Raw genomic sequence first — 16,269 nt, forward strand, 5'->3', positions numbered from 1 at the left:
GGGAGAGACCATGGACGGAAGCGCCCCCTTCGCCCCCGAAGCGTCACGCCGGGATATTGCCGCCCGCCAGCCCGACCCGCAGGACTGGCATCCGCTCGCCGATCCGCGCAGCGTCACGCTGTTCCGGCAACTGCTGGCCACTGCCATCGGGTATCACGAAGCGACCGGCCGCCACCTCTCGGTCTATGGCGATCTGGGAGAGCTCTATGCCGAGATCGCCATCGGCCTGCGGCTCAACCGGAATTACGCCAAGGGGGCGGACGGACGGCTGGGCAACGACTTCGTGGAGGTGAAGACGCTCTCTCCCATGACCCGCCGGGGCTGGGTCAACGTGAATTTCGACGGCAACTTCAACCGGCTGCTGATCGTCCGCATCTGTCCCGACTTCCGGTTCGCGCACCGCCTGATCGATCGCAGGACGCTTGGCAGGCGGCAGGGCGTGGGCCGGGTGAGCTGGCCCGGCTGAGAACGGGGGAGGGGCGCAGTCCAACCGTTGATTGCAGTGCCCCCTATGCGCGACGGGGCGGCCGGGTGCGACATCGCTCATCCTCAAAGGTAAGTGCTTTTGACCGAGGGGGAAGGGGGCCCAGTCTAACCGTTGTTTGCAGTGCCCCCGTCGCGAAACGCGGCGGCCAGGCGCGAGATCGCTACCTTATCCGAGAGACGTGCAAATAACGGAGGTGGATGGGGGCGCTGCCCCCGTCCTTCGGACTCCCCCGGAGTATTTCCGGCAAGATGAAGGTGTCATCTCTTTGGTTTTGAAAATATCCCGGGTGGTCCGGAGGGCAGCGCCCTCCGGTCCCGGCCGCTCTGCCATGCGCAGATGTATGCTTTTGAAAGCCCCCGCCCCCTTGCCCCGAGTTGAGAGGGCAGGGTAAGAGCGTACGACGGAAGAATAAGAGGGTGGTTCTCATGCGTCGTGTCGTTGTCACAGGGCTTGGACTGGTCACTCCGCTGGCCTGCGGAGTCGAGGAAACCTGGTCGCGGATCCTGGACGGGAAGTCCGGGGCCGGGCCGATCACGCGGTTCAACCCGGAACGGGTGACGACGAAATACGCCATGCAGGTTCCGCTTGGCGACGGCACGGACGGGACCTTCAACTCCGACGACTGGATGGAACCGAAGGAACGGCGCAAGGTCGACGACTTCATCCTCTACGGCGTCGCGGCTGCCGTGCAGGCGGTCAAGGACGCGGGATGGGAGCCGGAGGACGAGGAAAGCCGCCTGCGCACCGGCGTCATGATCGGGTCGGGCATCGGCGGGCTGCAGTCCATCGAACAGACGACGCTGATGATGGCCGAGAAGGGGCCGCGCCGCGTGTCGCCCTTCTTCATCCCCGGCGCTCTCATCAACCTGATCTCGGGCCAGGTGCAGATCCGCTTCGGCTTCAAGGGGCCGAACCACGCGGTCGTGACCGCCTGTTCCACCGGCGCCCATGCCATCGGCGACGCGGCGCGGCTGATCCAGTGGGGCGATGCGGACGTGATGGTCGCGGGCGGGGCCGAAGCCGCGATCTGCGAAATCGGCATCGCGGGGTTCAACGCCTGCAAGGCGCTGTCGACCAAGTTCTCCGACGATCCGACGAAGGCGTCCCGCCCCTATGACACGGACCGCGACGGGTTCGTCATGGGCGAAGGCGCGGGGGTTGTCGTGCTCGAAGACTACGATCACGCCGTGGCGCGTGGCGCGAAGATCTACGGCGAATACCTCGGCTACGGCCTCTCGGGCGACGCCTACCACATCACCGCGCCGGACGAGACGATGGACGGCGGGTTCCGGTCAATGAAGGCGGCGATCGAACGTGCCGGGCTGACCCCGGCGGATATCGACTACATCAACGCGCACGGCACCTCCACAATGGCGGACACGCTGGAACTGGGCGCGGTCGAACGGCTCATGGGGAACGCGGCGGCGAAGGCGACGATGTCCTCGACCAAGTCGATGACCGGGCACCTGCTTGGCGCGGCGGGGGCGATCGAGGCGATCTTCTCCATCCTCGCGATCCGCGACCAGGTGGCCCCTCCGACGATCAACCTCGACACCCCCGAGGTGACGCCGAAGCTGAGCCTCGCGCCGAACAAGGCCGAACCGCGCGAGATCAACGTGGCGCTGTCCAACTCCTTCGGGTTCGGCGGCACCAACGCGTCGATCATCTTCGGGAAGGCACGCTGATCCATGTGGCGCTCCATCGCCTCCAACGCGCTCACGCTGATGATCGTGGTGGTCTTCCTGCTCGGCGGGCTCGTGCTCTGGGGGCAGGGGCAGTATACCGACCGCGGCCCGCTGCTGGAGGCGATCTGCGTGCGCGTCCAGCCCGGCGCGCGGCTCTCCGCCGTGAGCGAGGACCTGGTGGAGCGGGGGGCGGTGACCTCCGGCAAGATCCTCAGGATCGGCGCCGACTACACCAAGAAGACCAATCAGCTGAAGGCCGGGTCCTTCCTCGTGCCGCCGCACGCCTCGATGGAGCAGATCGTCGATATCCTCACCCGCGGCGGGGCCAATACCTGCGGGACGGAAATCGTCTACCGCATCGGGGTCAACAGCAGTTCCGTCCAGGTGCGTGAACTCGACCCCGGGACCAACCGCTATGTCCAGAAGGCGGAATTCGACCCCGCCGCCGATGCCCCCGTTCCGGCCGAATTCACCGAGATGCGCGAGCGCGACGACACCCGCTACCGTGTCGCCATGGCCGAGGGCGTGACCTCCTGGCAGGTGGTCGACACCCTGTCCCGCGTCGACGTGCTGGAGGGCGAGGTCGCCACCGTCCCGCCCGAGGGGATGCTGGCGCCGGACAGCTACGAGGTCCGCGTCGGCGATTCCCGCCAGGCGCTGCTCGACCGGATGCAGGCGGCGCAGGAGGCCACGCTCGCCGCCGCCTGGCAGGACCGGGCCGAGGGGCTGCCCTACGACACGCCGGAAGAGGCGCTGGTCATGGCCTCCATCATCGAGAAGGAGACCGGTGTGGCCGAGGAGCGCCCGCAGGTCGCGTCGGTCTTCATCAACCGGCTTGAGCAGGGCATGAAGCTGCAGACCGACCCGACGGTGATCTACGGCATCACCAACGGTCAGGGCGTGCTGGGCCGCGGGCTGCGCCAGTCCGAGCTGCGCCGCGAGACGCCCTACAACACCTACGTGATCGACGGCCTGCCGCCGACCCCCATTGCCAACCCGGGCCGCGCGTCGATCGAGGCGGCCCTGCGCCCGGCTGCGACGGATTTCATCTTCTTCGTCGCGGACGGGACCGGGGGGCACGCCTTCGCCCGGACGCTGGCGGAGCATAACGAGAACGTGGCGAAGTGGCGCGAGATTGAACGCCAGCGGGGTGAGGCTGCGGGGGGGACGCAGACGGATTGATCCGTCGCGTCTCAGTCCTCCGGCATCGGGCGGACGGGCGGCTGCGTCAGGACCGCCAGTTTGACGACATCCATCTTCCGCCTGCACAACAGCTTGTCCGCCGATGACTTGATCTGGTCGCGCACCGTGTGGATGCTGGTGCCGCGCATTTCGGATATGGATCGTGTCTCGTATCCCTTCACGATCAGGTCGCAGACCGCCAGTTCCGCGTCCGACAGCACCTGGAACGCCCGCAGCCCCTCCGCGCCGATCCTGTCCGGATCGGCCGGGTCCAGAACGGTGACCAGCACCATCGGGTCGCCGGATATGTCAGGGTTCCTGTTGGGCACGACCTGCACCACGTAGGGCAGGCTGCCCGAGCGGCGCCTGAGCGAAACGAATAGCCGGTCCGGCCCCGACAAGGGGGAGGTGGCATCGGTCATCCGCTGCCTCAGGATGGTGGCATCGGCGGAATGCACCGCCCTCAGGTGGCCGTTCGCCTCGGTTAGCCCGTCCTGATCCGCCAGCATCTCGCGCAGCATGCGGTTGGTGCAGACGATCCGGCCGGACGGGGTGCAGAAGGCGGCGCCGAAGTTCAGGTTGTCGAACATGGACATGAGCGCCGCATAGCTCCGGCCCAGAGCGGCAAACAGCCGGTTGGTCTCGATCGCCCGCTGAAGCAGGGGCGTCAGGAACGGGGCCGCCCGGACCACCTTGGCCGAGGCGTATTCGCTTGGCGCCAGATCGTGGCTGACCGCGCAGTCCAGCTGCGGCCCGGAATCGTTCAGCTTGAAGGCGGTCCGCCCGCGCCCGCCCGTTGAGGCCAGAATCTGGTCGCGCCATCTGTTCTCGGGCAAGGGAGCGTCCTCGGGGACACGGAAGAAATCCCGTTCGCCCAGGACGGTTCCGGTGCGCGACGCCGCCAAGGTCACGTAGCCCGGCCGGTCCTCCTCCGGATTGGCGGTGACGAACCTGGTCTTGACCCATTCCCCCGGGTCCCGTCTCAGGACGCTCGACCCGTGGAACCCGAGCGCCTTCTGCGACGCCAGATCGTAGGGAATGACCATGAAGGCCGCGCAGTCCAGTTCGCCGGCGATCCGGTCGCAGACAGAGTCCCAGGTTTCGGGGCGCGCAGAGGCCTCGACGATGGAGGCCGCGATGTCGATTGCGGCGGAGTCCGTTTCAAACCACTTCTGGAACATGACAATTCCTAACACACGGATCACAACGCGTGGGTTTGCGGCGCGAATGCAGATTTCCCGTCAGGGTGAGTATTCAGGTGATTCCAGACAAGAAGTTTCTCGTCATCCCGGATTTGGAGGATGCGGAGGCCTTCGTTGCGCCCGAACCTGTCGGCAGTTCGTTTTGCATGAGGTCATCGATGAAAAACCTGTTTCTGGCCATTTCGTCCGTTGCCGCTTTGTCGGTGTCTCCGGTCGCGGCCGCGACGCTGCTGCACAGCTATGATTTCGAAGGATCCGGCGTCATGGACGGCACCGGCAGCGTGCACGGCACGCTTTTCGGGGGCGCCACGGTGGCCGGAGGCTACCTCGTGCTCGACGGGATCGACGGTTACGCCGAACTGGACGGCGGGATCGTGCCCGACTCCGGCGATTTCTCCGTCGCCATCCGGGCCCGCCAGGACTCCGTCCAGTCGGGATATTTCGAACTGATTTCGGAGCCGGACAATTATTCCGGGATAGGTCAGAATTTTTATATTGGCGGTGGAGAGACAGGCGAATTTCGGCTCGGCGATCAGACGCACCCCGGGATCGGCGTCGATTTCCCGACAGATCTCCTGTTTCACACCTATGTGCTGACGAGTTCGCTTACGGAGGGGACGAAACTCTACCTTGACGGATTGCTCGTCTATTCCGACCTCGACCCCACCTTCTCGCCGATTGGAACAAATACGCGGTTCGGTCGGCAGTATGGCGGAAACCAAGAATACTTCCACGGCGTTATCGACGACATCCGCATCTACAGCGGCGTCCTGACGCCCGAGGAGGCGATGGAGTTCCCCGAACCGCTCCCCACCCCCGCGGTGCCCGTTCCCGCCGGCCTTCCGCTGCTGGTGAGCGCGCTAGGCCTCGCAGCCGGTCTGACACGCCGCAAGCGTTGATCCGCCCCGCGGCAAAGGGGCGTGCCCTCAGGGGTTGGACGACCCGTTCGGGGCCAGGTCCCGGGCGGGTTTCCCTGGGCACCGGCCGCATTGCGCCTCTTGACCGCAGGACCACCGTACGATGGTTAACGGCACCCGATTTGACCGACCGCACGGTTTAACCTATAAGTAACCCTATGCTGGAACAGGCATGCGAACGGCCCCGGAGGTTCTCCTCCGCGGGCCGTTTTGCGTTCCCGGACAGGCGGGCGGGCCAACAAGAAGAACAAGGGCAACAAAAATGACTCTGATCACCAAGGAGCGGCAGACCAGCGAACTGTCTGGTCACATCGAGGAAATCGTTACCGAGCTAAAGCGGCTCAAGTCCTCACTCCTCCTGGTTCACGACCTGGTGGAGACGGACGACCCTGGCGCGGTGAAGGAGGCGCTGCGGCTGTCCTCGGACATCCGGGGATTTCTGAAGAACACCTGGGAACTGGAGGCTAAAATCCATGACGACAAACGACAGGACCTCGGCATCGCCGGGGACATCGGCTTCGACCTCGGCGCGGCGCGCGACGGGATCGGGTGCAAGCTCAACCGGCTGCGGGCCTGCTGCCATGACTGAGGGTGTGGGCACCGGCGCGGTGCCGGGGCAGGAGGGGGGAGGGCCGCGCGCTCTCCCCCCGACCGGGGCTGTGGCGAGCGGGGATGCGGTGCGTTCCGGGGAGGGCGGTCCGGGGGCTGCGGGGGCCGGGATTTCCGGCGGACCCGGGTGCCGGGACGCGGTCGGCGCGACGCCGGGCTCCGCAGCGGTGACGCCGGGGAACGGGGCGGCGATCCCGCCCCCCGGCCCGGCGTCCGGCACGGAGGCCGCCACGCGGTCAGTCACGGGCCCGGACTCGGGCGCAATTCCGGCGGCAAACAGGGGGCTAACCACGGAGGCGACAACGGGCGCGACAACGGTTCCGCCCATAGGGGAAACCGAGGGGGCAGGCGCGGGCGCTACCGACGGAGCAATCGCGGGGCCAACCATGGGGCCAACCAGGGGCCCAATCACAGCGGCAACCACGACAGCGACCGCGGGGCCCACAACGGGGGCGATCGCGCCTCCTCCGGTTCCTGGCTTCGGGGGCGTCCCGATCGCGCGCGCAGGTGGCGCCGAGGTCCCCGTTCCGCTCACCGGCGGGGCTGGCTGGCTGGCATCGCTGGAGCCCGAGGCGCAGGATCTCTTCCTCGACGAACTCAGCGACGGGGAGATGCTGGCGCTGCCCTATCTCTTCGACTTCTGGGCCATGCCGCATCAGCTGCCACCCTCGGGGCGCTGGCGCTCCTGGGTGATCCTCGGCGGGCGGGGTGCGGGCAAGACGCGCGCGGGGTCGGAATGGGTGCGCAGCATGGTCGAAGGCGACCGTCCGCTCGACCCCGGTCGCTGCCGCCGTGTCGCGCTTGTCGGGGAAACCATCGACCAGGTGCGGGAGGTCATGATCTACGGCGATTCCGGGATCCTCGCCTGTTCACCGCCGGACCGGCGCCCGTCCTGGTCCGCCACCCGCAAGCAACTGGAATGGCCGAACGGCGCCGTGGCGCAGGTGTTTTCCGCCCACGAACCCGAAGGGCTGCGCGGCCCGCAGTTCGACGCGGCCTGGGTCGACGAACTCGCCAAATGGCGGAAGGCGCGGGACACCTGGGACATGCTCCAGTTCGCGCTGCGGCTTGGCGATGACCCGCGCGTCTGCGTGACGACCACGCCGCGCAATGTGGGGCTGTTGAAGGACCTGCTCGCCATGCCCTCCACGGTCACCACCCATGCGCCGACCGAGGCCAACCGCGCCAACCTCGCCGACAGTTTCCTTGAGGAGGTGCGGGTACGCTATGCGGGCAGCCGCATGGCCCGGCAGGAACTGGACGGAGAGATGCTGGCGGATGCCGACGGTGCGCTCTGGACCTCCGACATGCTGGAGGGCGGGCGGATCGCGGCCGCGCCCCCGCTCGACCGGGTGGTGGTGGCGGTGGACCCGCCGGTCACGGGGCACGCCGGGTCGGACGAATGCGGGATCGTCGTCGCGGGCGTGTCGATGCGTGGCGGTCCGGGCGACTGGCGGGCCTATGTGCTGGAGGACGCGACGGTGCACGCCGCCAGCCCCGCGCAATGGGCGGAAGCCGCGATTGCCGCGCTGGACCGCCATGGCGGCGAACGGATCGTGGCAGAGGTCAATCAGGGCGGCGACCTCGTGGAGTCCGTCATCCGGCAGGTCGATCCGCTGGTGTCGATGCGCAAGGTGCGTGCGTCGCGCGGGAAGGCGGCGCGGGCGGAACCGGTCGCCGCGCTTTACGAACAGGGTCGGGTGTTCCATCTGCCGGGGCTGGCCTCGCTCGAGGATCAGCTCTGCGCCATGACATCGCGCGGGTACGAGGGGCGGGGATCGCCGGACCGGCTGGATGCGCTCGTCTGGGCCCTGCACGAATTGATGATTGTTCCCGGTGGTTTGCACCGGGAGCCGAGGGTGCGTACGCTCTAGGAAGCACCCGTTAACCTGTTGGTGAGATCTTCCTTCCCGTGACGTCGCAAGGACGCAGAACGAAGGGAGAGACCCATGGGTGTGATCGACTATTTCCGGCGGGACGCGGCTGCGCCCGAGGTCAAGGCCAGTGCCGCCGGGCCGGTCATCTCCTACCACTCCGCCGGGCGTGTGATCTGGTCGCCGCGCGATACGGCGACGCTGACGCGCACCGGCTTTGCGGGCAATCCCGTCGGCTATAGGGCCGTGCGCCTGATTGCCGAGGCCGCCGCCGCGCTGCCGCTGGTCTGTCAGGACGAAAGCGGGCGCTATGACATCCACCCCGTCGCCGACCTGCTGAACCGTCCCAATCCCGCGCAGGGGCGGGCGGAACTGCTGGAGGCGCTTTACGGTCAGCTTGCCCTCACCGGGAACGGCTATCTCGAAGCCGTCGCGGCGAAGGAGGGCGCGCCGGTCGAACTGCATGTCCTGCGGTCGGACCGCATGTCGGTGGTGCCGGGGCCGGATGGCTGGCCGGTGGCCTGGGACTATGCGGTCGGCGGGCGCAAGCACAGGTTTGACGTCTCGCAGGGGCGGTCCCCTGTGCTGCACGTGAAGACCTTCCACCCGCAGGACGACCACTATGGCCTGTCCGCGATGCAGGCGGCGGCGCAGGCGCTGGACGTGCACAATTCGGCCTCCGGCTGGTCCAAGGCGCTGCTGGACAATGCGGCGCGTCCCTCCGGCGCGCTGGTCTATGGCGCGCAGGATGGCGGGTCGATGACGGCGGAGCAGTTCGACCGCCTTTCCAATGAGCTTGAGGCGCATCACATGGGCGCGCGCAATGCCGGGCGGCCGATGCTTCTTGAGGGCGGGCTGGACTGGAAACCCATGGGGTTTTCGCCGTCGGACATGGAATTTCACCGCACCAAGGAAGCCGCCGCGCGCGACATCGCGCTGGCCTTCGGTGTGCCGCCGATGCTGCTCGGGATCCCCGGAGAGGCGACCTATGCCAACTATGCCGAGGCGCATCGCGCGTTCTTCCGGCTGACCGTCCTGCCGCTGGCGACCCGCGTGACCGCGGCAATTTCCGCCTGGCTGCAGGGCTTCACCGGAGACCCCGTGGTGCTGAAACCCGACCTTGACCAGGTGCCGGCGCTGTCGGCGGAACGCGATGCGCAATGGGCGCGGGTGACGGGTGCGGACTTCCTGACGCGGGCGGAGAAACGCCAGCTTCTGGGCCTGCCGGCGGAGCCATCCGATGACTGAGCAGAGCGGGATCAAGCGGTACGGGTTCGAACGGTTCGACTGCGCCCCGGCGCTGCGGCTGGAGGCGCATGAGCAACTGTCGCGGCTGCATATCGAGGGGCTCAAGGACAGCATCTCTCGGCTGGAGGTTGTGATCGAACGGCTGGAACGGCGGTTGTGGCTGACAGTTTACGGAGTCGTTGCGGTGATACTTGCGGAAGGCTTCCAGTCGATCTTAGCCCGCCTGCCTTAATGATGAGTTTATCGCGTTCAATGCGACAGGAAGGAACATCAAGCCATGGAACTTGAACACAAATTTTCCTCTTTCGACGCCGTGGTTTCAGTGACCGACGATCTGGTGATCGAAGGCTATGCCTCGCGGTTCGGCGATGCGGACCAGGGTGGCGATACCGTCCAGCCGGGGGCCTATGCGGCCAGCCTGGCGTCGGGGCGCGGTGTGAAGATGCTCTGGCAGCATGACGTAACTCAACCCATAGGTGTGTGGGACGATCTGCGCGAAGACACGCATGGGTTGTGGGTCAAGGGCCGCCTGCTGGACGGCGTGGCCCGCGCGAAAGAGGCCGCGGCGCTGATCCGGGCGGGGGCGATCGACGGGCTGTCGATTGGCTACCGCACCCGGCGCGCGGTGAAGAACGCGGGGGGCGGACGCACCCTCATGGAACTGGAGCTGTGGGAGGTGTCGCTTGTCACCTTCCCCATGCTGCCCAGTGCGCGGGTGGCGGCCAAGGGGGATGCCCCGGACGCCGACTGGCGCGATCTGGCGGCCGTCTTCCGGGACGCGCGGCTTGAGATGGCGGGGCTGCGGCCCGGCCCCAACCCCCTATCGGAGAGATGACGATGGACATGACCGAGACCGGACCGGCGGGCGGAGAGGCACCCTCTCCGGCGGCGGAAATGAAGACCGCGGTGGCGGGATTCGTGGCGGAGTTCAAAGGCTTCCGCAACGAGATGACTGAACGCTTGAAACAACAGGAAAGCCGACTGACCATGCTTGATCGCAAGACGACCGCGGGCGCGCGCCCCGCACTGGCCCGCGAGGCCGACACCGCCGCGCCGCACCGCAAGGCGCTGACCGCCTATCTCCGCTCCGGCGACGATGACGGGCTGCGCGGGCTGGAGCTGGAGGGCAAGGCGCTTTCCACCTCGGGCGACGGCGGCTACCTGGTCGATGCGGTGACATCGGAGACGATCCAGAGCGTGCTGCATTCCGCCGCCTCGATCCGCCAGATCGCCAATGTGGTGACGGTGGAGGCGACCTCCTACGACGTTCTGGTGGACACCACGGACGTGGGGTCGGGCTGGGTGAGCGAGACCGGTACGGTTGCAGACAGCGACACGCCGGTGATGGATCGGATCTCCATCCCGCTTTACGAACTGGCGGCGCTGCCCAAGGCCTCGCAACGCCTTCTGGATGATTCCGCCTTCGACGTCGAAGGCTGGCTGGCGGGGCGGATCGCGGACAAGTTCGCGCGTTCCGAAGGGTCGGCGTTCGTCAATGGCGACGGAACGGACAAGCCGACAGGCTTCATGACACACGCCAAGGTTGCGGAAGCGTCGTGGGAGTGGGACAAGCTGGGCTATCTCGCGACGGGCACCTCGGGGGCGTTCGATGCCACCGATCCGGCGGATGCCCTGGTCGATCTGGTCTACGCGCTCGGCGCGCGTTACCGGGCAAACGGAACGTTCGTTATGAATTCCAAGACCGCCGGCGCCGTGCGCAAGCTGAAGGACGGCGAGGGGCGGTTCCTCTGGGCGGACTCCCTCGCGGCGGGGGAACCGGCGCGGCTCATGGGTTATCCGGTGCTGCTGTCGGAGGACATGCCGGACATCGGGGCGGGCGCCTTCGCCATTGCCTTCGGGGATTTCCGCGCGGGCTATACCGTTGCCGAACGCCCGGACCTGCGGGTGCTGCGCGATCCGTTCTCGGCCAAACCGCACGTTCTGTTCTACGCGACCAAGCGGGTCGGCGGGGATGTGACGGACTTCGCGGCGATCAAGCTGCTGAAATTCGGGGTGTCGTAAGGCGCTTTCGGATCGTCGGGGGCCGGATGGTCCCCGGCGGGTGCGTGGCCGTCCGTTCGGGCGCTGACCAGCTGCTCCCTCCGTCCGCATCAGTGCCGGGCGGCCACGTGCCGGAAATCAGGGGCGAAACGAAAGGGTCAAGGGATGTTGATCGAGGAAAGTCAGGTACTTGCGGCCGTCCTGCCGGTCGAGGATTTCAAGGCGCACCTGCGGCTCGGGCGGGGGTTCGCCGGGGATACGGTGCAGGACGCGGTGCTGGAATCCTTCCTGCGCGCGGCCATCTCGGCGGTGGAAGCGCGGACCGGCAAGTCGCTGATCACCAAGGGGTTCACCTGGGAAATCCCGTCCTGGACCGATGACACGGGCGAAGTGCTTCCCGTCGGGCCCGCGGTGGCGATCACGGAGGTGGTGCTGATCGACGGCGCGGGCGCGGAAAGCGTGGTGGAGCCGACGCGCTACCGGCTGGAACGCGATCTCAGCTTTCCGGTGCTGCGGCCGCGCGGCTATGCCCTGCCGCGCCCGGTGCCGGACGGTACGATCCGGGTGCGCTTCACCTCCGGGTTCGGCGAGACCTGGGAAAGCCTGCCGCCGGACATGGCGCAGGCGGTGATGCTGCTGGCGGCGCATTATTACGAGAACCGATCGGCCACGGGGCTGGGCGAGGGGTGCATGCCGTTCGGGGTGATCTCCCTGCTGGAACGGTATCGCCCGATGCGGCTGTTCTCCGGAGCAGTGCGATGAGCCCGCGCCGGACACCCGGCCTGTCGCGCCTGCTGGTGCTGGAGGACCCGCAGCGGGTGCCCGATGCCTCCGGCGGGTTCACCGAGGTCTGGGTGCCCCTGGGCGAGGTCTGGGGCGAGGTGACGCTGCGCACGGGGCGGTCGGCCGAATTCGGGCTGCTGCCCGTGGGGCGGACCAGTTACCGGATCGTGGTGCGCGGGGCGCCGGTCGGTGTGCCCTCTCGCCCCGAGGCGGGGCAGAGGTTCCGTGAGAACACAAGGATTTACCGGATCGAAGCGGTGGCGGAACGCGACCCCGAGGGGCGCTACCTGATCTGCTTCGCGACGGAGGAGGTGGCGGCGTGACCTATGCGCTTTCGCAGTCTTTGCAACAGGCGGTCTATGCCGCGCTGACCGGGGATGCGGCGCTGACCGCGCTGGTCGGCACGGCGATCTTCGACGCGCCGCCGGCGGGGTCGATCCCGGCGCTTTACGTGTCGCTCGGCCCGGAAACGGCGGTGGAACGGTCGGACCGGACCGGATCGGGCGCGCGGCATGACTTCGTGATCTCCGTCATCACCGACGCGGGCGGCTTCGGCCAGGCCAAGGCGGTGGCGGGCGCGGTGTCGGACGTGATGGCCGCTCCGCTGGCGCCGCTGACGCGGGGGCGGGTGGTGGCGCTGAGCTTTCTGCGCGCCCGCGCCAAACGCGACGAGGCGGGCCAGCAACGGCGCATCGACCTGACCTTCCGCGCGCTACTCGACGACGATTAACCCCTTAACAGGAGTACGAAAAATGGCAGCCCAGAATGGCAAGGACCTGCTGATAAAGGTGGACATGTCCGATGACGGACAGTTCCAGACACTCGCCGGGCTTCGCGCCACGCGGGTCAGTTTCAACGCGGAGGCGGTGGATGTGACGTCGCTGGAAAGCCAGGGCGGCTGGCGGGAGCTGCTTGGCGGCGCCGGTGTGCGCTCTGCCGCGATCTCGGGCGCGGGGGTGTTCCGCGACGAGGCGAGCGACGAACGGGCGCGGCAGATCTTCTTCGACGGGCTGACGCCTGATTTCCAGGTGGTGATCCCCGATTTCGGCATCATCGAAGGCGCGTTCCAGGTGACCTCCATCGAATATGCGGGCGCGCATGACGGGGAGGCGACCTACGAGATGGCGATGGCCTCTGCCGGGGCGCTGAGCTTCACGGCGCTCTGATGGTGAACCCGCATGCAGGCGAGGTCGCGCTGGTGATCGACGGGGAGGCACATGTGATGCGGCTGACCCTCGGCGCGCTGGCGGAGCTAGAGGCGACGCTTGGGTCGGGGTCGCTGGTGGAGCTTGTGCAGCGGTTCGAAACCTCGGCCTTCACGGCGCGGGACCTGCTGGCGCTGATCGTCGCGGGGTTGCGCGGCGGGGGCTGGCGGGGCCGGGCGGAGGACCTGATGGCGGCAGAGATCGGGGGCGGGCCGCTGGCGGCGTCGCGGGCGGCGGCAGAGCTGCTGGCCCGGGCCTTCACGCTGCCGGGAGAGGGCGCATGAAGTTCGACTGGGGCGCCCTGATGCGGGCCGGGATCGCGGGCCTGCGCCTGACCCCGGCGGAATTCTGGGCGCTTACCCCGGCCGAGCTGCGGCTGATGCTGGGGACCGGCGGGCCGGCGCCCCTTGGGCGGGCTCGGCTTGAGGATCTGATCGGGCAATACCCGGATGGAGGTAAGGATGATCGAGGAATTTGAAGGGCTTGGCGACCTGCACGGCCAGGTGGAGGCGCTTGAGGTGTCGCTTGGCGGGGCGGCGGGCATGGCGGCGGGGTTCGACAGTGAACTGCGCCGGATGCGTATCGCGCTGGCCGAGACGGGCAAGGATGTGCAGACGCTGGAACGCGGCCTGTCGCGGGGTCTGCGGCGGGCGCTGGATTCGGTTGTGCTGGACGGGGCGAAGCTGTCGGATGCGCTTGGGATCGTTGCGAATTCCGTCATCAACTCCGCCTATTCGGCTGCGGTGAAGCCGGTCACGGATCACTTCGGATCAGTCATCGCGCAGGGGGTCGGGTCGATCTTCGGCGGGCTGATGCCCTTTGCGAAGGGCGGGGCCTTTGCGCAAGGCCGGGTGATGCCCTTTGCCGATGGCGGGGTGGTGCGCGGGGCGACGGCGTTCCCGATGCGCGGCGGCACCGGGTTGATGGGCGAGGCGGGGCCGGAGGCGATCATGCCGCTGGCGCGCGGGGCCGACGGGAAGCTGGGCGTGCGCGCGGCGGGCGGGCGGCCGGTGACCGTGGTGATGAACATCTCCACCCCCGATGCCGAGGGTTTCCGCCGCTCCCAGTCCCAGATCGCCGCCCAGATGAGCCGCGCCATGGCGCGCGGGCAACGCAACCGCTGAGGGGGTTTCCATGTCCTTCCACGATGTCAGATTTCCCGCCGCTCTCTCCTTCGGGTCGACCGGGGGCCCCGAGCGGCGGACGGAGATCGTCACGCTCGCCAACGGGTACGAGGAGCGCAACAGCCCCTGGTCCCAATCCCGCCGCCGCTATGACGCGGGGGTGGCGATGCGCTCGCTCGACGATATCGAGGCGCTGCTCGCCTTCTTCGAGGCGCGGCAGGGGCAGCTTTACGGGTTCCGCTGGAAGGACTGGTCGGACTACCGGTCGTGTCTGCCGAGCGTCGATATTGCCTTTACGGACCAGTTGCTTGCGCGGGGCGACGGGTTGACCGACGCGTTTCAGCTGACGAAGGACTACCGGTCCGGGCTGGAGGTCGCGCGCCGCGTCATCACCAAGCCGGTGGCGGGTACGGTCAAGGTGGGCGTCGACGGGGTGGAGCAGCGGGAGGGCGTGGATTTCACCGTCGACCTGCTGACCGGCATCGTGACCTTCGAGGAGGCCCCGGTGCATGAGGCAGAGGTCACGGCGGGCTTTGAATTCGACGTGCCGGTGCGGTTCGATACGGACCGGATCGCGACCTCCGTCGCGGCGTTCCGGGCGGGGGACATGCCCTCTGTCCCGGTGGTGGAGCTGCGGGTCTGATGGCGTTCAACGACGCGCTGGCCGCGCATCTGGCCACCGGGACGACCACCGTCTGCCATGCCTGGGCGATCACGCGGGGGGATGGCGAGGTGCTGGGGTTCACCGATCACGACCGGGATTTATCCTTTGACGGCGTGGACTTCCGCGCCGGGACCGGGCTGACCGCGATGGCGCTGCAGCAGGAGACGGGGCTGTCGGTCGACAACTCCGAAGCGATCGGGGCGCTGTCGGACGCGGCGATCCGGGAGGCGGATATCGACGCGGGCCGCTTCGACGGGGCAGAGGTCCGGGCCTGGCTGGTGAACTGGGCGGATGTCACGGCGCGGCAGGCGATCTTCGCGGGCTCCATCGGGGAAATCCGGCGCGCGGGCGGGTCCTTCACCGCCGAACTGCGCGGGCTGGCGGAGGCGCTGAACCGGCCGACGGGACGGGTCTATCAGGCGCCCTGCGGCGCGGTGCTGGGCGATGCGTCCTGCGGGGTGGACCTCTCTGCGCCGGGGTACTTTGCCGAAACCGGGGTGGTATCGGTCGACGGGGCGACGCTGGTCCTGCCCGCCCTGCCGGATTTCGAACCGGGGTGGTTCGCGCGTGGCAGACTGGTCGTTCTTGACGGCGCGGCGGAGGGGCTGTCGGGCGTGGTCAAACGGGACCACGCCGACGACGGTGCGCGCCGGATCGACCTCTGGTCCGCGCTGCGGGCGGAGGTGGCGCCGGGCGACCGGGTCAGGATCGAGGCGGGCTGCGACAAGTCCATGGACATGTGCCGGTTCCGCTTCAACAACCTGCTGAATTACCAGGGCTTTCCCGACATCCCCGGAGAGGACTGGATGACCGCCTTTCCCGCGAACAGCCCTGAGATCAACGGGGGGAGCCGGCGATGAACCCGCATGTTACCGCCGCCCGCCGCTGGATCGGCACGCCCTACCTGCATCAGGCCTCCGTGCCCGGTGTGGGGACCGACTGCCTTGGCCTGCTGCGCGGCGTCTGGCGGGAGGTGCACGGTGCCGAACCGGAACACGTCCCGCCCTATTCGCGCGACTGGGCAGAACCGCAGGGCGATGAACGGCTCTGGCAGGCGGCGATGCGGCATCTCACGGTCAAGGCGACGGACGATCCCGCGCCCGGCGACGTGATCCTGTTCCGCATGCGCGACGGGGCGGTGGCCAAGCATGTCGGCGTGCAGGCGGAGACGGGTGCGCATCCGACGTTCATCCATGCCTATGCCGGTCACTCGGTGGTCGAAAGCGCGCTTTCTCTTCCCTGGCGCCGCCGCATCGTGGCGCGGTTTTCCTTTCCGGAGGTCTGATCC

Annotated in this window: 21 protein-coding genes; 20 read left to right on the top strand and 1 reads right to left on the bottom strand. The window is 68.0% G+C overall.

Annotated elements, in window-relative coordinates; all coding sequences use genetic code 11:
• Positions 1-10: 10 nt before the first annotated feature.
• The 3 genes from IEV87_RS03840 to mltG all read left to right on the top strand — a co-directional run bounded on the left by IEV87_RS03840 (position 11) and on the right by mltG (position 3,354).
• A complete protein-coding gene (locus IEV87_RS03840) occupies positions 11-466 on the top strand; it encodes a hypothetical protein (RefSeq protein WP_188476347.1) in 456 nt (151 codons plus the stop codon).
• A 446-nt stretch (positions 467-912) separates the two neighbouring features.
• The gene (gene fabF / locus IEV87_RS03845; protein ID WP_188476348.1) at positions 913-2,172 is read left to right on the top strand and encodes a beta-ketoacyl-ACP synthase II; all 1,260 of its coding nucleotides are present in this window, start codon (positions 913-915) and stop codon (positions 2,170-2,172) included.
• Positions 2,173-2,175: 3 nt separating this feature from the next.
• Positions 2,176-3,354 (top strand): endolytic transglycosylase MltG, encoded by a 1,179-nt coding sequence (mltG, locus tag IEV87_RS03850; protein WP_188476349.1) that lies wholly within the window; start codon positions 2,176-2,178, stop codon positions 3,352-3,354.
• An 11-nt stretch (positions 3,355-3,365) separates the two neighbouring features.
• Here mltG and IEV87_RS03855 read toward each other — a convergent pair whose 3' ends face one another.
• Complete coding sequence (locus IEV87_RS03855) at positions 3,366-4,535, bottom strand: helix-turn-helix transcriptional regulator (protein WP_188476350.1); 1,170 nt, start codon at positions 4,533-4,535, stop codon at positions 3,366-3,368.
• A gap of 29 nt (positions 4,536-4,564) precedes the next feature.
• Between IEV87_RS03855 and IEV87_RS03860 the strand changes: the two genes are divergently transcribed.
• From IEV87_RS03860 to IEV87_RS03940, 17 genes are all read left to right on the top strand, one after another.
• Positions 4,565-5,455: a LamG-like jellyroll fold domain-containing protein gene (locus IEV87_RS03860; protein ID WP_188476351.1), complete on the top strand. Its 891-nt coding sequence runs from the start codon at positions 4,565-4,567 to the stop codon at positions 5,453-5,455.
• Between the two features lie 280 nt (positions 5,456-5,735).
• Entirely contained in the window at positions 5,736-6,062 is a 327-nt protein-coding gene (locus IEV87_RS03865) for a hypothetical protein (RefSeq protein WP_188476352.1), read from the top strand.
• 406 nt (positions 6,063-6,468) lie between these two features.
• On the top strand, positions 6,469-7,956 hold the full coding sequence (locus IEV87_RS03870) for a DNA-packaging protein (protein WP_444544309.1): 1,488 nt from the start codon (positions 6,469-6,471) through the stop codon (positions 7,954-7,956).
• 75 nt (positions 7,957-8,031) lie between these two features.
• Entirely contained in the window at positions 8,032-9,204 is a 1,173-nt protein-coding gene (locus IEV87_RS03875; protein ID WP_188476353.1) for a phage portal protein, read from the top strand.
• Positions 9,197-9,436: a GTA head formation protein, RCAP_rcc01685 family gene (locus IEV87_RS03880; RefSeq protein WP_188476354.1), complete on the top strand. Its 240-nt coding sequence runs from the start codon at positions 9,197-9,199 to the stop codon at positions 9,434-9,436. Before IEV87_RS03875 ends, IEV87_RS03880 begins: the two co-directional genes overlap by 8 nt.
• Positions 9,437-9,481: 45 nt before the next feature.
• Complete coding sequence (locus tag IEV87_RS03885; RefSeq protein WP_188476355.1) at positions 9,482-10,039, top strand: HK97 family phage prohead protease; 558 nt, start codon at positions 9,482-9,484, stop codon at positions 10,037-10,039.
• A 2-nt stretch (positions 10,040-10,041) separates the two neighbouring features.
• Positions 10,042-11,226, top strand: coding sequence for a phage major capsid protein (locus tag IEV87_RS03890; RefSeq protein ID WP_188476356.1), 1,185 nt, complete (start codon positions 10,042-10,044; stop codon positions 11,224-11,226).
• Positions 11,227-11,370: 144 nt separating this feature from the next.
• Complete coding sequence (locus IEV87_RS03895) at positions 11,371-11,967, top strand: head-tail connector protein (RefSeq protein WP_188476357.1); 597 nt, start codon at positions 11,371-11,373, stop codon at positions 11,965-11,967.
• A complete protein-coding gene (locus IEV87_RS03900) occupies positions 11,964-12,311 on the top strand; it encodes a head-tail adaptor protein (RefSeq protein WP_188476358.1) in 348 nt (115 codons plus the stop codon). Before IEV87_RS03895 ends, IEV87_RS03900 begins: the two co-directional genes overlap by 4 nt.
• Complete coding sequence (locus IEV87_RS03905; RefSeq protein WP_188476359.1) at positions 12,308-12,718, top strand: DUF3168 domain-containing protein; 411 nt, start codon at positions 12,308-12,310, stop codon at positions 12,716-12,718. The genes IEV87_RS03900 and IEV87_RS03905 overlap by 4 nt, the downstream gene beginning before the upstream one ends.
• A gap of 22 nt (positions 12,719-12,740) precedes the next feature.
• Positions 12,741-13,154 carry a phage major tail protein, TP901-1 family gene (locus IEV87_RS03910; RefSeq protein WP_188476360.1) on the top strand — a complete coding sequence of 138 codons (414 nt, stop codon included), beginning with the start codon at positions 12,741-12,743 and terminating at the stop codon, positions 13,152-13,154.
• Positions 13,154-13,477 carry a gene transfer agent family protein gene (locus IEV87_RS03915; protein WP_188476361.1) on the top strand — a complete coding sequence of 108 codons (324 nt, stop codon included), beginning with the start codon at positions 13,154-13,156 and terminating at the stop codon, positions 13,475-13,477. Before IEV87_RS03910 ends, IEV87_RS03915 begins: the two co-directional genes overlap by 1 nt.
• The gene (locus IEV87_RS03920; protein WP_188476362.1) at positions 13,474-13,671 is read left to right on the top strand and encodes a rcc01693 family protein; all 198 of its coding nucleotides are present in this window, start codon (positions 13,474-13,476) and stop codon (positions 13,669-13,671) included. The genes IEV87_RS03915 and IEV87_RS03920 overlap by 4 nt, the downstream gene beginning before the upstream one ends.
• Positions 13,655-14,317: a phage tail tape measure protein gene (locus IEV87_RS03925; protein WP_188476363.1), complete on the top strand. Its 663-nt coding sequence runs from the start codon at positions 13,655-13,657 to the stop codon at positions 14,315-14,317. The genes IEV87_RS03920 and IEV87_RS03925 overlap by 17 nt, the downstream gene beginning before the upstream one ends.
• A gap of 10 nt (positions 14,318-14,327) precedes the next feature.
• Entirely contained in the window at positions 14,328-14,960 is a 633-nt protein-coding gene (locus tag IEV87_RS03930; protein WP_188476364.1) for a DUF2460 domain-containing protein, read from the top strand.
• Positions 14,960-15,841 carry a DUF2163 domain-containing protein gene (locus tag IEV87_RS03935; protein ID WP_188476365.1) on the top strand — a complete coding sequence of 294 codons (882 nt, stop codon included), beginning with the start codon at positions 14,960-14,962 and terminating at the stop codon, positions 15,839-15,841. Before IEV87_RS03930 ends, IEV87_RS03935 begins: the two co-directional genes overlap by 1 nt.
• Positions 15,838-16,266, top strand: a complete 429-nt coding sequence (locus tag IEV87_RS03940) for an NlpC/P60 family protein (protein WP_188476366.1) — start codon at positions 15,838-15,840, stop codon at positions 16,264-16,266. Before IEV87_RS03935 ends, IEV87_RS03940 begins: the two co-directional genes overlap by 4 nt.
• Positions 16,267-16,269 lie beyond the last annotated feature (3 nt).

Source organism: Primorskyibacter flagellatus (genome assembly GCF_014638275.1).
Classification (GTDB): Bacteria; Pseudomonadota; Alphaproteobacteria; order Rhodobacterales; family Rhodobacteraceae; genus Pseudooceanicola; species Pseudooceanicola flagellatus_A.